The organism is Streptomyces sp. NBC_01335 (assembly GCF_035953295.1).
Classification (GTDB): Bacteria; Actinomycetota; Actinomycetes; order Streptomycetales; family Streptomycetaceae; genus Streptomyces.
In genome coordinates this window covers 4,210,859-4,225,896 of the sequence record NZ_CP108370.1, presented here as the reverse complement: position 1 = coordinate 4,225,896, position 15,038 = coordinate 4,210,859, and the positions used below count along the sequence as shown (strand labels likewise).

Below are 15,038 nucleotides of genomic sequence, written 5' to 3'. Positions count from 1 at the left end.
ACCCGCCGATGCCGGCCCCGGCCACGGTCCGGGCCGGTTGCGGCCCCGGCCACGGCCAGCCACGACACCGGCTCGCGTGGGTTCAGCGGCCCCCGCCCTGAGCCCCGACGTCCTGGTCGAACCTGGCCGGTCCGCCCTTCAGGTCCACCCGCAGCCCGTTCTCGGTGACCGTGACGGCGGTGGGGCGGAGGCCCAGCGCGTCCGCCGCGGCGTCCGGACCGGCCGTGCCACCGCCCGTGCCACCGCCCGTACGGCCCGCGCCACCACCCGTACCGCTGCCCGGGGACAGGGCCGTGAGGGCGGACTCGATGCGGGCGGTCAGCGACTTCGGGGCGTCCACGCCGAGCATCTTCGCGCCGGCCAGGGTGAAGCGGACGGTGCCGTCGCGCAGCTCGGGCCGTATGTCGGCCTGGCCGAGGCCGCCCGGGCCCAGTTCGATCCGCAGCGTCCCGTCCTCGGGCCGGGGTTCGACGTCACCGACCATCGCCGCGAACGCGCCGCCGGACGCCGTGACCCGGTCGCGCAGGGCGCCGGTGGGCATCTCGGCTCGGGCGCTGCTGCCGGACACCGAGGCCCGGCCGTCGCCGTGGGGGACGACGAGGTCCCGGAGTTCCGCGTCGACCGTGACGCCGTCGAACCCGTCGAGCGTGGCATCCTCCGCGTGCAGGGTGAGGGTGCCCAGCTCGCCGCGGGCGAGCGCCACGAGACCCCAGCCGTCGGTGTCGGCCGTCACCTCGGAACCCAGCCGCTCACCGGCCAGCTTCTCCACCCGCCCGTCCACCACGTGCCGGGCGACGGCCTCCGCGGCCCCGGTCAGGGCCAGCGCTCCGGCGAGGACTGCGCCGGCCACCACGGCGGCGCGTGGCCGCACGGGCCGTATCTTCATGCGGTGCCTCCACAGCGCTCATGCACGGGTCAGCGGCCAGTATCGCCGCGCCGACGCCCCCTCGGGTCACCGGCGGCGTCCCGACGAGCCTGCCACCGCTCCATCATCGTGACGATCTCGGACTGCACGAACTCGAAGAACTCCGCCGTCTCCGCGAGCCGCACGCCCGCCGGGGTGTCCTCGCCGAGGGAGCGGGCGCCCTCGCGGAGGGTCTGCTCCCAGCGGGTCATGACCCGGTCGCGACCGGCGAAGGTGGTGTACCAGATCTCGTGGTGCAGCCGGTAGCGGTCGCGGCGGGAGCCCGGTTCGCGTTCGCGGCCGACCATGCCGACCTGGGTGAGGTAGCCGACCGCGCCGGAGACTGCGGCCGGGCTGATGCGCAGTTCGGCGGCGAGTTCGGCCGAGGTCATGGTGGCGTCGTCGTCGGCGAGGAGCGCGGCGAAGACCCGGGAGGCCATGCGCTGCATGCCCGCCTCCGTCATGTCGGCCGCGAACCGCTCGACGAACCGCGAGACGGCCTCCCCGTCCCGCGCCTCCCTGTCCCGCACGCCCCCGCCCCACGCGTCCCCGTCCGCGCCGACCGCACCCTCGCCCATCGCCGTACCATCCTCCCGATCCGATCGGCCCGTCCGGCCCGTCCGGCCCGTCCGAAGGCCGTCCGGCTCATCCAGCTTTCCGGACGGCTCTCGGACGCCCCGCACCCCGACTCCGGATGACGCCCAACTCCCCTATTTTATACGGTTCTTTAACTTCAGAAATTTGTGAAACCAGCGTACGTTCAGAACCATGACGACGGCCATCTCCGTGTCCGGACTGCACAAGTCGTTCGGCCGGACCCCCGCACTGGACGGTCTCGAACTCACCGTGGACCAGGGGGAGGTGCACGGCTTCCTCGGCCCCAACGGCGCCGGGAAGTCCACCGCCATCCGCGTCCTGCTCGGCCTGCTGCGTGCCGACTCCGGCACCGCGCGGCTGCTCGGCCGGGACCCCTGGCGGGACGCGGTCGCCCTGCACCGCCGACTCGCGTACGTGCCGGGCGACGTCACGCTCTGGCGGAACCTCACCGGCGGCGAAGTCATCGATCTGTACGGGCGGTTGCGCGGCGGACTCGACCGGGCCCGGCGCGACGCGCTGATCGGGCGGTTCGAGCTGGACCCGGCGAAGAAGGGCCGTACGTACTCCAAGGGCAACCGCCAGAAGGTCGCCCTGGTCGCCGCTTTCGCCTCCGACGCCGAACTGCTGATCCTGGACGAACCGACCAGCGGGCTCGACCCGTTGATGGAGTCGGTGTTCCGCGACTGCGTCACCGAGGCGCGCGACCGGGGGTGCACGGTGCTGCTCTCCAGCCACCTCCTCAGCGAGGTCGAGACCCTCTGCGACCGGGTGAGCATCATCCGCCGGGGCCGCACGGTGGAGACCGGTTCGCTTGCCGGGATGCGGCACCTGACACGCACCGGCATCGCCGCCGAACTCGTCTCTGTACCAGCCGGGTTGGCCGAGCTGCCCGGGGTGCACGAGCTCGCCGTACGCTCCACCCGGATCAGTTGCCAGGTGGACGCCGACAAGCTCGACGCGGTCCTCGCGGCGCTGGCCGCCGCCGGGGTACGCGCGCTGAGCTGCGCCCCGCCGACGCTGGAGGAGCTGTTCCTGCGCCACTACGCGGCGGACGGCGCCCCGGAGGGCGAGCACGACCGCGACGAGGACGAGGCGGCACCGCGATGACCTCCGCCGCCTCGGGCGCGCTGCCCCGCACCGGTTCGGGCGACACCAGCGCCGCCCGCTCGGGCCCCTTCACCGGAACCCTCGCCCTGCTGCGCCTCGCGCTCCGCCGCGACCGGGTGCTGATCCCCGTGTGGCTGCTGGCGATCGGCGGCTCGTTCGCCTCGGTGGCCGGCTCCTTCGCCTCGCTCTACCCGACCGTCGCCGACCGCGCCGCGCTCGCCGCGACGACCAACGCCAACGGCAGTCTCCGGGCGCTGTACGGACCCGTCCTCGGCGACTCCGCCGGTGCACTCGTCAGCTGGCGGATGGGCGGTTTCGGGGCGGGACTGGCCGCCGTGATGTCGCTGATCGTCGTCGTGCGCCACACCCGCGAGGAGGAGGAGACCGGCCGCCAGGAGATGCTCTCCGCCGCGCCGGTCGGCCGCCGGGCCCCGCTGACCGCCGCGCTGCTCGCCGCCGCCGTGGCCGATCTGGCGCTCGCCGCGCTCGTGGTGCTCCTCCTGTCGGCCGCCGGGTGCGGCGGCCCCGGGGCGTACGCGCTGGGCCTCGCGGTCGCCGGGACGGGCCTGCTCTTCGCCGCCACCGCCGCCGTCGCCGCCCAGCTCACCGGGGGCGCGCGCGCCGCGAAGGGGGTGACCGCCGCCGCCCTCGGCGCCGCGTTCGTGGTGAAGGCCGCCGGTGACGCGGCGAGCACCGGCGCCTTCGCCGCGCTGACCCGGCTCTCCCCGTTCGGCTGGGTGGAGAACACCCGCGCGTACGCCACCGAGCGCTGGTGGGTGCTGCTGCTCTTCGCGGCCGGTACCGCCGCGCTCCTCGCCCTCGCCTCCGCGCTCGCCGGCCGGCGGGACCTGGGCAGCGGCCTCTTCGCCACCCGGCCGGGAGCCGCGAGCGGCCGGATCGCCACCCCGTACGGGCTGGCGCTGCGGCTCCAGCGCGGTTCGCTGGCCGGGTGGACGGTGTCGTTCGCGGTCGTCGGGCTCGTCTTCGGCCGGCTGGCGGACGGGGCGGCGGACCTCGTCGGCGGCAACGAGCGGACCCGCGAGATCATCGCGCGGATGGGCGGCGCGGCCGGGCTGACCGACGCGTTCCTCGCCGCGATGGCCCAGATGCTCGGCATGGTCGCGGCCCTGTACGTCGTCTCCTCCGCGCTGAGGCCGCTCGCCGAGGAGTCCGGCGGCCGGGCCGAACCCGTCCTCGTGGCGGGCGCCGGACGGACCGCCTGGACCGGCGGGCACCTGCTGATCGCGTTCGGCGGTTCGGTCCTCGTGATGGGCGCGGGCGGCCTCGGCCTCGCCGCCGGTTACGGCCACCGCCTTCCGGCCGTGCTCGGTGCCGCCCTGGTCCAGCTCCCCGCGATCTGGCTGCTGGGCGGGGTGGCCGTACTGCTGTACGGGGCGGCGCCCCGGATCGCCGCCGCCGCTTCCTGGGGTGCGGCCGGGTTCTGCCTGGCGCTCGGCTGGATCGGCCCTGCGGTGGACCTGCCACAGGCGGTGCTGGACGTGTCGCCCTACACCCACCTGCCGAAGCTCCCCGGCGGCGACCTGCGGGCAGCGGCCCTGATCGCGCTGACGGCGGTGGCGGCGGCCCTGGTGGTGGCGGGCCTCGCCGCCCTGCGCCGCCGGGACCTGCGAGGGTGAGACACCCCCGCAGGTCCCGGCGGCACACGTACGGATCACACCTCCACGCGGAGCTCCTTCAGCCCCCGGATGACGTATCCCGGGTGCCACTCCGGCTCCTCGGCCAGCCGCATCCCCGGCGCCTTGCGCAGCAACTCGCCGAAGGAGGATGCGAGTTCGATGCGTGCCAGTGGGGCGCCCAGGCAGTAGTGGATGCCCGCGCCGAAGGTGATGTGCGGGTTGTCCGGGCGGGACAGGTCGAGGGTGTCCGGGTCGGTGAAGCGCTCCGGGTCGCGGTTGGCGGAGCCGAAGAGCAGCGCCACCTCGGAGCCGCGCGGGACGACCGTACCGGCGATCTCGATGTCGTCCAGCACCCAGCGCTCGAACATCTGCAACGGGGTGTCGTAGCGCAGGAGTTCTTCCACAGCCGTGGACAGCAGGCCGTGGTCCGCGCGGAGCGCGGCGAGCTGCTCGGGGTGGTGGAAGAGGGTGCGCCAGCCGTTCACGGTGGTGTTGACGGTCGCCTCGTGGCCCGCGTTCAGCAGCAACACGCAGGTGGAGATCATCTCCTGCTCGGTGAGCCGCTCGTCCTCGTCGTGGGCGGCGATGAGACCGGAGATCAGGTCCTCGCCCGGCTTCTCCCGCCGTACGGCGATGAGTTCGCGCACGTAGGCGGAGAACTCGGTGGACGCCGCAACCGCCGCCCGCGCGGTCTCCTCCGACGGGTTCAGCTCGAACATCCCGCAGATCGCGGCCGACCAGGGGCGCAGCAGCGCCCGGTCGGACTCCGGTACGCCCAGCATCTCGGCGATCACGGCGACCGGCAGCGGTTCGGCGACCGCCGTGAGCAGGTCGCCGCCGCCCTCGGCGACGAACGCGTCGACCAGCTCGGCCGCCAGCCGCCGCACGGTGGGCGCGAGCCGCTCGACCGTACGCGGTGTGAACGCCTTCTGGACGAGGCGCCGGATGCGGGTGTGGTCGGGCGCCTCCAGGTCGAGGAGTCCCTGACCGTTGAGGGTGGTGAACGGCTCGTGCGCGGCGGGCGGCGGGGTGAGGCCGAACTCCTCGTGGGTGAAGCGGTGCAGATACGTCCGGCCGAGCCGCCGGTCGCGGAGCAGCCCCGACACGTCGGCGTAGTGCGGGATCAGCCACTGCCGGGTCGGCTCGAACCAGTGGACCCGGCCGGCGGCGCGCAGCGCGGTGTAGGCGGGATACGGATCGGCGACGAACGCGGGTGACCAGGGGTCGAAGGACACGTGCATGCCCCGACGCTACCGGCCGCCGCCGTCGGCCCGGCGCGCCCTACCCCGGGGTGACCAGCCGCGCTTCGTAGGCGAAGACCGCCGCCTGGGTGCGGTCGCGCAGTCCGAGCTTCACCAGGACCCGGCTCACATGGGTCTTGACGGTGGATTCGGCGACCACCAGGTGCCCGGCGATCTCCGCGTTGGAGAGCCCCTGCGCGACCAGCACCAGCACCTCCGTCTCGCGCTCGGTGAGATCCCCGATCCGGGCCAGGGCAGGGGGTTTCGGCGCCTGGGCGAGCCTGGAGAACTCGGTGATCAGCCGGCGCGTGACGGTGGGCGCGAGGAGCGCCTCGCCGGAAGCCACCACCCGTACGGCCTCGGCGAGTTGGCGGGCGGAGGCGTCCTTGAGCAGAAAGCCCGAGGCTCCGGCGCGCAGGGCCTGGTAGACGTACTCGTCCAGGTCGAAGGTGGTGAGCACGAGCACCTTCGCCTCCGCGTCGGCGGCGACGATCTCGCGGGTGGCCTCGATGCCGTTCATCTCCGGCATCCGGATGTCCATCAGCACCACGTCCGGGGCGAGCGCGGCGACCCGCTCGACCGCCTGCCGCCCGTCGACCGCCTCGCCGACGACCTCGATCCCGGGCATGGCGTTGAGCAGCACCGAGAAGCCCTCGCGGACCATCATCTGGTCGTCGACGATCAGAACCCCGATGTCGCTCACGCGGCGGCCTCCTCTTCTTCCGTACCGGTGCCGGTCGGGGCGGCGGCGTCCTCCACCACCCGGGGCACCGGGATGAACACCGCGACCTCGTAACCGCCGTCCTCGGTCTCCCCCGCGGTCATCTCGCCCTCCAGCATCGCGACCCGCTCGCGCATCCCGGTGATGCCGTGCCCGGCGCCCGGCGAGGCGTCGACCGGCCCGGTCGGCGGCCCGTTGACGACCCGGACTCCGAGCCCGCCGAGGACGTAGGCGATCTCGACGGCCGCGGTGGCGCCCGGGGCGTGGCGCAGGGTGTTGCTCAGCGCCTCCTGGACGATCCGGTACGCCGACAGTTCGACGCCCTGCGGCAGTTCACGCACCGCCCCGGTGACCGTCTTCTCCGTCTCCAGGCCCGCTTCGCGGACGTTGTCCAGCAGCCGGTCGAGCCGGGCGAGGGTGGGCTGCGGGGCGTCCGGCGCCTCCTGGTCCTCCGCCCGTACGACACCGAGCACCCGCCGCAGTTCGGTGAGCGCGGCGACCGCGTTCTCGCGGATGGTGACGAACGCCTGCGCCAGCTCGGGCGGCGGGTTCTCCACCCGGTACGGGGCGGCCTCGGCCTGGATCGCGACCACCGACATGTGGTGGGCGACCACGTCGTGCAGCTCGCGGGCGATGGTGGTGCGCTCTTCGAGGAGCGTGCGCCGGTCGCGCTCGACGGCCGTGACGGTGCGCTGGACCGTCACCTCCCGCGTGGCCTCGCTCACCTCGCGCTCGGCCTCCCGCCGGACCTTGACCACGGTCACCACGAGCAGGGCGAGCGCCGACACCACGAACATCGGGGCGGCGGTGGAACCGCCCAGCCGGTACGGCGCGACGGTCCCCAGCAGCACGCCCAGCACCAGGGTGAGCAGCCACATCCCGGCGGCCGCACGCGGCCGGGTACGGGCCGCGCACACCACCAGCACCACCAGGTGGCCCCAGAAGCTGCTCGGGCCCCAGGGCCAGGCCGTACCGGCGAGGGCGACGACCACCGTGGCCGCCATCGACCCCCAGAAGGCGGCCACCGGCCGGACGAGCGTCAGCACCACCGGAATCGCCGGTACCACCCCGAGGACGAACTGCTCGCTCGGCGCGTTCAGTCCGAGGAGAAGGCAGATCACCGCGGCCGCCAGCACCAGGGCGTGCGGGGTCCAGACGAGCTTCTCCCGTGCCCTCCCGGGCAGTAGGCGCAGCACCGGCCCCTCACCGCTGAGCGGGTGCAGCGGGCGGTAGGCCAACGCGTCCTGAAGGAGGTCCTGCCGCAGGCTCTCCACCGCGCCCCGCACCCACCGGAGTTCCGGCGCCTTCGTCTTCGCTTGCACAAGGGTCTCGGTCACGGGCCCCACGGTAGGGCGGGGCACCGTCCGGGGTCGTCCCCACAGAAGCGGATACCGGCGCGTCCGTCTCAGGGACTACGGAGCTCAAGGAGTACGGGTGGCGACCCAGACGCTCCGCTCGGTACGGACGGTGAGGTCGTCGCGGTGCAGCACGCCGTACGGGCCGTCCGCGTCGGTGAGCGCGTCCAGGGTGGCGAGGTCCTCGGCGTCGAGGACCTCGTCGAGCGCGGACCGGACGCGGGTGAGGGACGCCTGGACGTAGCGGCCGGTGGCGGCGGGCAGCGGGGCGGCCAGGTCGATGGCGACGACCCGTTCGGCCACCACGTCGAGCCCGGCCTCCCGCAGCCTCGCCCCCCAGTCCTCGGTCATGTGCATCCCGGCCGCCGCCCGCCCCTCGGCCTGGGCCGCGTGGACGCGCTCCTCCAGCCCGGGGCGGCCGAAGCCCAGGTCGTCGGGGAGGAAGCGCGGAAAGCCTTCGAGCTCGACCGCGACCATGAGCCCGCCGGGGCGCAGCACCTCGCGGACCTGGGCGAGGACGCGGCCCGGGTCGGCCATGTGGTGGAGCGAGGCGGAGGCCCACACCAGGTCGTAGGGCCCGGCGGGCAGGGCCTCGGTGTCGAGGTCGGCGACCACGGTACGGACACGGTCGGCTACCCCGAGCGCGGCGGCCTTCTCCGCCAGACGGGCGGCCATCGCGGGCGAGGCGTCCACGGCGGTGATCCCGGCACCGGGGAACCGCTGGAGCAGGGCGAAGGTGCCCGCGCCGGTGCCGCTGCCCAGGTCGAGCACGCGGGGACCCCGCCCGCCGGGCTTCTCGGCGGACCTCGTCGCGTCCGGGGAGGTCGCAAGGTCCGGGGACCTCGTCGCGTCCGTGGGGGTCGCAAGGTCCGCGGAGGTCGCCGCGTCCCCCGTCCCGCCGGACAGCTCCTGGATCCATCCGGTCAGCTCGTCCAGGTGCTCGTGGAGCACCTCGGCGTCGAGATCCAGCATCTCGGTCAGTACGGAGAAGTCGGCGTCCTGCGCCCCGTGCCCGTGGCTGTGACCGCTGCCCTGCTGGTGGCCGTGGCCATGACCCTGCTGGTGGCCGTGGCTCTGTCCGTGCTGGTGACCGTCGTGTTCGCTCATGCTTCGAGCCTACGCACGCCTTGCGTCGAAGGCATAGCATCTTGCGTATGACGCAAGACGGTGAACTCGACTCCCTGGTCCGCAAGCGGATACGCGGCCTCCGCACCGCTCAGGGCTGGTCGCTCGACGATCTGGCCGCGCGGTGCTTCCTCAGCCCGTCCACCCTGAGCCGTATCGAGACCGGCCACCGGCGGATCGGCCTCGACCAGCTCAGCTCGATCGCACGCGCCCTCGGCACCACCCTGGACGCGCTGGTGGAATCCGTCTCGGACGCGGACGTGGTGATCCGCCCGCAGCACGACGCGGAGTGCGGCACGACCACCTGGCTGCTGAACCGGGAGGGCGGGCAGCCGGGCGTCACCGTGGTCCGGATGAACATCACCGCGCCCGAACCCCGGCACGGGCGGGACGAGCTGAAGGTCCACCCGGGGGGCAACGACTGGTTCACCGTGCTCTCCGGCACGGTCGTGCTGCTGCTGGGGGAGCGGACCATCACGGTCGAGACCGGCGAGGCCGCGGAGTTCTCCACGATGGTCCCGCACGCCTTCGGCGCGCGCGGCGGCCCGGCGGAGATCCTCGCCATCTTCGACCGCGACGGCCGGCGCACCCACCTGCGCCCGGAGCGCTGAGCCACCGGACAGCGCCGAGCGCGCACCTCACCAGGCGAGCTGCTCCAGCTCCTCCGCGACCACCGCGCAGGCGTCCGCCGAGGGGTCGATGAGCGGGAAGTGGCCGACCTCGTCCAGCAGGGTCAGCCCGACCGTCTCCCCCGCCGTCGCCGCCGCGGCGACGAACGCCTCCGCCACCGGCTGCGGCACGACGATGTCCGCGCACCCCTGCACGACGACGGTCGCGATGCCGGTGGGCAGCAGGGCGGCCGGGTCGACGTGCGCGCGCCGTTCGGCGAACCCCTCCTCGCCGCCCAGGAGTTCGTGGACGGCCCCCGAGCAGATGCCGAGCTTCGCCGCGGTCATCAGGTCGGCGACCGGGGCCAGCGCCACCACCCCGCGCAGCGGCGGAGGTTCGGGCAACCGCCACGGCGAGCCCACGGGCAGCACATGCCGGGCCGCCGCCCAGAGCGCGAGGTGGCCGCCCGCCGAGTGGCCGGTGACGACGGTCCGCCGCAGGTCGGCCGCGGGCAACTCCCGTGCCACCAGCATCGGGAGGGCGTCCATCGCGGCGGCCACGTCGTCGAAGGTCTCGGGCCAGCGCCCGGCGGGGTTCCCCTCCCCCACCGGGGAGGCGGGGCCGCGCCGGTACTCGACGCTGGCGACGGCGAAGCCCCGGCGGGCCAGGAACCCTGCGAGCGGCGACACATGGCGGCGGTCGTACGGGGCGCGCCAGGCGCCTCCGTGGAACAGCACGACGAGCGGCACCCCGGTCCGCCCGTCGCGCGGGGCGTAGAGGTCGACGACCTGGTCGGGGTGGTCCCCGTATGCGGCGGTCCGGTCGGGGGCGACCTCCGGATGCGCGAACGCCGACTTCTCCTCGACGGCGTCACGATCACGCGCGGCGTCCCGATCACGCGCGGCGGAATCCGACATTCTTGCTCCAACCATCCTCGGGGCTGCCCCACTTGTCCGACCTGCGGGGACCGTACCAGTCCCCGGCGCGGCCGCCGGACGGAGCCGGTTCACCACCGGGCCCCGCCCGCGACCGCTCGGGAGCCGCCGGCCCTACCCGGCCGACCCCACCGGCACGTCCGCCAGCACCCCGGCCAGCACCCGCGCGGCCCGCTCCGCGTCGGCGAAGCCGACGTACAGCGGGGTGAATCCGAACCGGAGCACGTCGGGGCGGCGCAGGTCGCCGACGACGCCCCGGGCGATCAGTTCGCGCATCACCGGTCCGGCCTCGGCGCACCGCAGCGCGACCTGGCTGCCGCGCTCGGCGTGCGCGGCCGGAGTGACGGAGACGACCCGGCCCTCGGGGGCGTACGCCTCGACGCACTCCAGGAAAAAGTCGGTCAGGGCAAGGGACTTGGCGCGTACGGCCTCGATCGGGACGCCGTCCCACACGTCGAGGGCGGACTCCAGCGCCAGCATGGAGAGGATGTCGGGCGTGCCGACCCGGCCCCGGGCGGAGCCCTCGGCGGGCTCGTATCCGGGGGTCATGCCGAACGGGTCGGCGTGCGAGTTCCACCCCGGCAGCGGGGAGTCGAAGACGCCCTGGTGGCGCTCGGCGACGTACAGGTACGCGGGCGAACCCGGGCCGCCGTTCAGGTACTTGTACGTGCAGCCGACCGCCAGGTCCACGCCGTGCTCGTCCAGGCCGACCGGCAGCGCACCCGCGCTGTGGCAGAGGTCCCAGACCACGACGGCCCCCGCGCGCTGCACGGCGGCGGTGAGCGTGGGCAGGTCGCGCAGCCGTCCGGTGCGGTAGTCGACGTGGTTCAACAGCACTGCCGCCGTGCGGGAGTTGACGGCGCCCGGCACGTCGGCGGGGTCGACCGGGACGATCCGGTGGCCGGTCATCCGGGCGGCCGATCCGGCGATGTAGCCGTCGGTCGGGAACGTCGAGGCGTCGACCACGATCTCGTCCCGGCCACCCGGCGCGAGCCGGGTCGCGGCGACCAGCGCCTTGAAGATGTTCACGCTGGTGGAGTCGCCGACCACGATCCGGCCCGGTGCCGCGCCGACGATCGGCGCGATGCGGTCGCCGACCCGCTCGGGCGCGGTCCACCAGCCGCTCTCGTCCCAGGACCGGATGCGCAGCTCGCCCCACTCGCGGGTGAGCACGTCGTGCAGCCGGTCGGGCACGTGGACGGGGAGCGCACCGAGCGAGTTCCCGTCCAGGTAGACGGAGTCGTCGAGGGTGAACAGCTCGCGCATATCGGCGAGTTCGTCGGCGGCGTCGAGCTTGGCCGCACGGTCCGCCAGCAGGCGGTGGTTGGTCTCAGACATGACTGCGGGCCGTCCAGAGTTCGGGGAACACGTTCTTCGAGGCGCGCTTCTCCAGCCACGCCACTCCGGCGGAGCCGCCGGTGCCGGTCTTCGAGCCCATGGCCCGCCGGGTCGCCACCAGGTGGTCGTTGCGCCAGCGCCAGACCAGCTCGCCGACGTCCGTGAGCAGCTCGCCGAGGCGCACCAGCTCGTCGTACTTCTCCGGTTCGGCGTATATCCGGGACCAGACGGCCTCGATCACCGGGGAGGGCTCGTACTTCTGCCGCAGGTCACGGCCGAGGACCGACTGCGGGACCGGGTGCCCGCGCCGCGCGAGCAGCGCCAGCGTCTCGTCGTAGAGGCTCGGCTGGCTCAGCGCCTTCTCCAGCTCGGCGTGCACGCGCGGGGAACCCCGGTGCGGTACGAGCATCGAGGCGGACTTGTCGCCCAGCAGGAACTCCATCCGCCGGTACATCGCCGACTGGAAGCCGGAGCCCTCGCCGAGCGCGCCCCGGTAGGAGTTGAACTGGGCGGGGGTGAGCTGGGCCAGCGGCCGCCAGGACGCGTTCAGGGCCTCCAGCTCGCGCAGCGAGCGCTTCAGGGCGTCCCGCGCGTCCGGCACCCGGTCCTCGCGCAGGGCGAGCGCCGCCGTCTCCCACTCGTGGACCAGGACGGTGAACCACAGCTCCATGACCTGAGTGGTGACGAGGAAGACCATCTCGCCGGGATCGTCGGAGCGCAACTGCTGCAAATGGGTGAGAACGTCCGCCTGGACGTAGTCCTCGTAGGGAGTCGTTCCCGCGAAATCGAGGTACGGGGTCTCCGCACCGGTCTCTTCGGAATCGGGGTGTTTCGCCGACATCGCTGTCTCCTCGACACGAGCTTCCGGGTAGCGGTCCGCCCCGTCCTAGCTGGGTGGGCTCCGGTCCCCTGCGGCGCATCCTATGACCGGAAACCCGCGAGGTGCTCGGCCGCGAGGAACTTGATCCGCCCGGTTCGGCGCCCGGCCCGCGCCCGCCGCGACGCATACCGGCCCGCAGCCGACATAGCGGGCTGCGGGCCGGTTGACCAGGCACGACGGGTGACTCCAGGCCGTCCCGCGCCTCCTGGTCCGATCGGCTCGGGGTGGATCAGTACGGTGCGATCGGCTCGGGGCGGATCAGCCCAGGATGTCGGCCGCGGTCGGCGAGGAGTCGCGGAGGAAGGTCGAGCAGCGCTCGTACTCCTCCTGCTCGCCGATGGACCCGGCGGCACGCGCGAGGGCGTGCAGGGCGCGGAGGAAGCCGCGGTTCGGCTCGTGCTCGAACGGCACGGGCCCGTGGCCCTTCCAGCCGGCCCGGCGCAGGGCGTCGAGCCCGCGGTGGTAGCCGGTGCGGGCGTACGCGTACGACTCGATGACCCGGCCGCCCTCGAACGCGTCGTCGGCCAGCTGCGCCCAGGCGAGCGAGGAGGTGGGGTACTTCGCCGCGACCTCGGCGGGCGGGGTACCGCCGGCGAGCAGCCCGCGCGGCTCCGGGTCGTCGGGCAGGTGGGTCGGGGCGGGGCCCCCGAGCAGGTTCTCGTGGATGGACATGGGTCCCAGTGTGCCTGGCACCCCGGCGTCCCGGGACACCGCCCGGCCCGTCCACCGGGCCCCGGCCCCTCGCCTCGCCCGCTCCGCCACCAGGCCCGCCCGTACCCCGCCCGTCGCCTCGCCGGGCCCCCGCCGCCCCCTCCCCGGCCGTCGCGGGCCGGGTCACTCCTCGGGGCGCCGCCGGGCGGGCTCCAGGGGCGGCGCGACGACCCCGCAGTGCACGGTGCACTCGGGCCGGCAGGGCGCCTCGGCCGGATGGGCCCCACCGCCCTCCACGCCGCCGCCCTCCACGCCGCCACCCTCCGCACCGCCGCCTCCCGTGCCGCTGCCCGCAGCCCGCTCGCGCTCGCCGTCCGGGGACGGGGCCGGCCCCGGGGCGGGCGTCCGTACCGTGCAGAAGGCGAGCACCGCCCCCGCGACCAGGAGCCCCGCGCACATCGGCATCGCCCGCCGGAAGGTCGCGGCGAACTCGCCCGCGTCCCGGTACGCCTCCGGGCCCATCCCCGCCAGCAGCGGCAGCGCGGCGACCGCGATCAGTCCGGCCGCGCGGGCGGCGGCGTTGTTGATGCCGCTGGCCAGCCCCGCCTGCCCGGTGTCCACCGCCGCCAGCACGGTCGCGGTGAGCGGCGCGACGAGGGTGACGAGGCCCAGGCCCAGCACCACCACGGCGGGCAGCACCTCGCTCAGGTACCCGGTCAACGAGGCGCTGCCGGTCCCGACCCGCAGCATCAGCAGCATGCCCCCGGCGGCCAGCAGCGGGCCGACGGTGAGCGGGATGCGGGGGCCGATGCGATGGCCCAGCTCACCGGAGGCGGCCGAGAAGAAGAGCATCAGCACGGTCGTCGGGAGCAGCGCGGTGCCCGCGCCGAGCGCCGAGTACCCGGCGACGACCTGGAGCTGGATCGCGGAGAGGAAGAAGAACCCGCCCAGCGCCGCGTACACGCAGAACGTCACCAGGTTGACGACGGTGAACAGCCGGGAGCGGAAGATCGCCGGAGGCACCATGGGGTCCGGCCGCCGCCGTTCCACCTGTACGAACGCCGCCCCGGCCACCACCCCGCCCACCGCCGCCCCGATCACCGCGGGCGAGGCGCCGCTCCCCGGCGCCTCGATCAGCGCGTACGTCACCAGGGCCAGCGCCACCGCGCCGAGCACCGCCCCGAGGACGTCGAAGCGGCCGTGGGCGCGCGGGTCCCGGGACTCCGGCACATGGCGCAGGGCGACCGGTACGCAGAGCGCGGCGACCGGCAGGTTGAGCAGGAAGACCCACCGCCAGCCGGGCCCGTCGACGAGCCAGCCGCCGACGAACGGCCCGATGGCCGCCCCGACCCCGCCGAAGCCGGACCAGAGCCCGACCGCCCGGGCCCGGTCGTCCGGGTGGAAGCTCGCCTGGATGAGCGCCAGCGACCCCGGGGTGAGCAGCGCCCCGCCGATCCCCTGGAAAGCGCGCGCCGCGACGAGCACGGCGGCGTTCGGCGCGACGGCGCAGACCAGCGAGGCGAGGGCGAACCAGATGACGCCGACGACGAAGACCCGCCGCCGCCCGTACCGGTCGCCGAGCGCACCGCCCAGCAGGATCAGCCCGGCGAGAGTCAGCATGTAGGCGTTGACGGTCCACTGGAGCGCCGCGAGGTCGGTGCCGAGGTCCTCGCCGATCCGGGGCAGCGCCACGTTGATGACGGTGGAGTCCAGCATCGCCATGCCGGAGCCGAGGACGGTGGTCAGGACGATCCACCGCCCGGGCGGTGAGGCGGCCCGGATCTCCCCGGCAGTCTTCGGCGCACCGGCGTCGACCCCGCCGTCCGCCCGCGCGGACGTGCGGTCCGTGGACGTCGGGGGTCGCTCGGGGGTTTCACCCATGGGGGCAGCATCGCCGCTGCCCGCCGGGGCGGCCAGTGGGCGCCGGCCTACCCGTGC

General features: G+C 74.5%; 14 protein-coding genes. 3 read left to right on the top strand and 11 right to left on the bottom strand.

The window, feature by feature from the left end:
• Positions 1–82 precede the first annotated feature (82 nt).
• On the bottom strand, positions 83–886 hold the full coding sequence (locus OG599_RS18150) for a hypothetical protein (RefSeq protein WP_327177016.1): 804 nt from the start codon (positions 884–886) through the stop codon (positions 83–85).
• 29 nt (positions 887–915) lie between these two features.
• Complete coding sequence (locus OG599_RS18145; RefSeq protein ID WP_442809448.1) at positions 916–1,482, bottom strand: GbsR/MarR family transcriptional regulator; 567 nt, start codon at positions 1,480–1,482, stop codon at positions 916–918.
• A 190-nt stretch (positions 1,483–1,672) separates the two neighbouring features.
• Between OG599_RS18145 and OG599_RS18140 the strand changes: the two genes are divergently transcribed.
• Together OG599_RS18140 and OG599_RS18135 are read left to right on the top strand one after the other, a co-directional pair.
• A complete protein-coding gene (locus OG599_RS18140) occupies positions 1,673–2,608 on the top strand; it encodes an ABC transporter ATP-binding protein (RefSeq protein ID WP_327177015.1) in 936 nt (311 codons plus the stop codon).
• The gene (locus tag OG599_RS18135; RefSeq protein WP_327177014.1) at positions 2,605–4,245 is read left to right on the top strand and encodes an ABC transporter permease; all 1,641 of its coding nucleotides are present in this window, start codon (positions 2,605–2,607) and stop codon (positions 4,243–4,245) included. The genes OG599_RS18140 and OG599_RS18135 overlap by 4 nt, the downstream gene beginning before the upstream one ends.
• 35 nt (positions 4,246–4,280) lie before the next feature.
• Here OG599_RS18135 and OG599_RS18130 read toward each other — a convergent pair whose 3' ends face one another.
• The 4 genes from OG599_RS18130 to OG599_RS18115 form a co-directional block, all read right to left on the bottom strand.
• Positions 4,281–5,486, bottom strand: a complete 1,206-nt coding sequence (locus OG599_RS18130) for a cytochrome P450 (protein WP_327177013.1) — start codon at positions 5,484–5,486, stop codon at positions 4,281–4,283.
• A gap of 40 nt (positions 5,487–5,526) precedes the next feature.
• Entirely contained in the window at positions 5,527–6,189 is a 663-nt protein-coding gene (locus OG599_RS18125; RefSeq protein ID WP_327177012.1) for a response regulator transcription factor, read from the bottom strand.
• Positions 6,186–7,544: a sensor histidine kinase gene (locus tag OG599_RS18120; protein WP_327177011.1), complete on the bottom strand. Its 1,359-nt coding sequence runs from the start codon at positions 7,542–7,544 to the stop codon at positions 6,186–6,188. The genes OG599_RS18125 and OG599_RS18120 overlap by 4 nt, the downstream gene beginning before the upstream one ends.
• A gap of 84 nt (positions 7,545–7,628) precedes the next feature.
• Positions 7,629–8,669, bottom strand: coding sequence for a class I SAM-dependent methyltransferase (locus OG599_RS18115; protein WP_327177010.1), 1,041 nt, complete (start codon positions 8,667–8,669; stop codon positions 7,629–7,631).
• Between the two features lie 47 nt (positions 8,670–8,716).
• Between OG599_RS18115 and OG599_RS18110 the strand changes: the two genes are divergently transcribed.
• Complete coding sequence (locus OG599_RS18110) at positions 8,717–9,298, top strand: XRE family transcriptional regulator (RefSeq protein ID WP_327177009.1); 582 nt, start codon at positions 8,717–8,719, stop codon at positions 9,296–9,298.
• A 27-nt stretch (positions 9,299–9,325) separates the two neighbouring features.
• Here OG599_RS18110 and OG599_RS18105 read toward each other — a convergent pair whose 3' ends face one another.
• From OG599_RS18105 to OG599_RS18085, 5 genes are all read right to left on the bottom strand, one after another.
• Positions 9,326–10,213: an alpha/beta hydrolase gene (locus tag OG599_RS18105; RefSeq protein ID WP_327177008.1), complete on the bottom strand. Its 888-nt coding sequence runs from the start codon at positions 10,211–10,213 to the stop codon at positions 9,326–9,328.
• Positions 10,214–10,345: 132 nt separating this feature from the next.
• Positions 10,346–11,569, bottom strand: coding sequence for a kynureninase (gene kynU / locus OG599_RS18100; protein WP_327177007.1), 1,224 nt, complete (start codon positions 11,567–11,569; stop codon positions 10,346–10,348).
• The gene (locus tag OG599_RS18095) at positions 11,562–12,410 is read right to left on the bottom strand and encodes a tryptophan 2,3-dioxygenase family protein (protein WP_327177006.1); all 849 of its coding nucleotides are present in this window, start codon (positions 12,408–12,410) and stop codon (positions 11,562–11,564) included. The genes kynU and OG599_RS18095 overlap by 8 nt, the downstream gene beginning before the upstream one ends.
• 297 nt (positions 12,411–12,707) lie before the next feature.
• Entirely contained in the window at positions 12,708–13,121 is a 414-nt protein-coding gene (locus OG599_RS18090; protein WP_327177005.1) for a DUF3151 domain-containing protein, read from the bottom strand.
• Between the two features lie 162 nt (positions 13,122–13,283).
• Positions 13,284–14,981, bottom strand: coding sequence for an MFS transporter (locus OG599_RS18085; protein WP_327177004.1), 1,698 nt, complete (start codon positions 14,979–14,981; stop codon positions 13,284–13,286).
• Positions 14,982–15,038 lie beyond the last annotated feature (57 nt).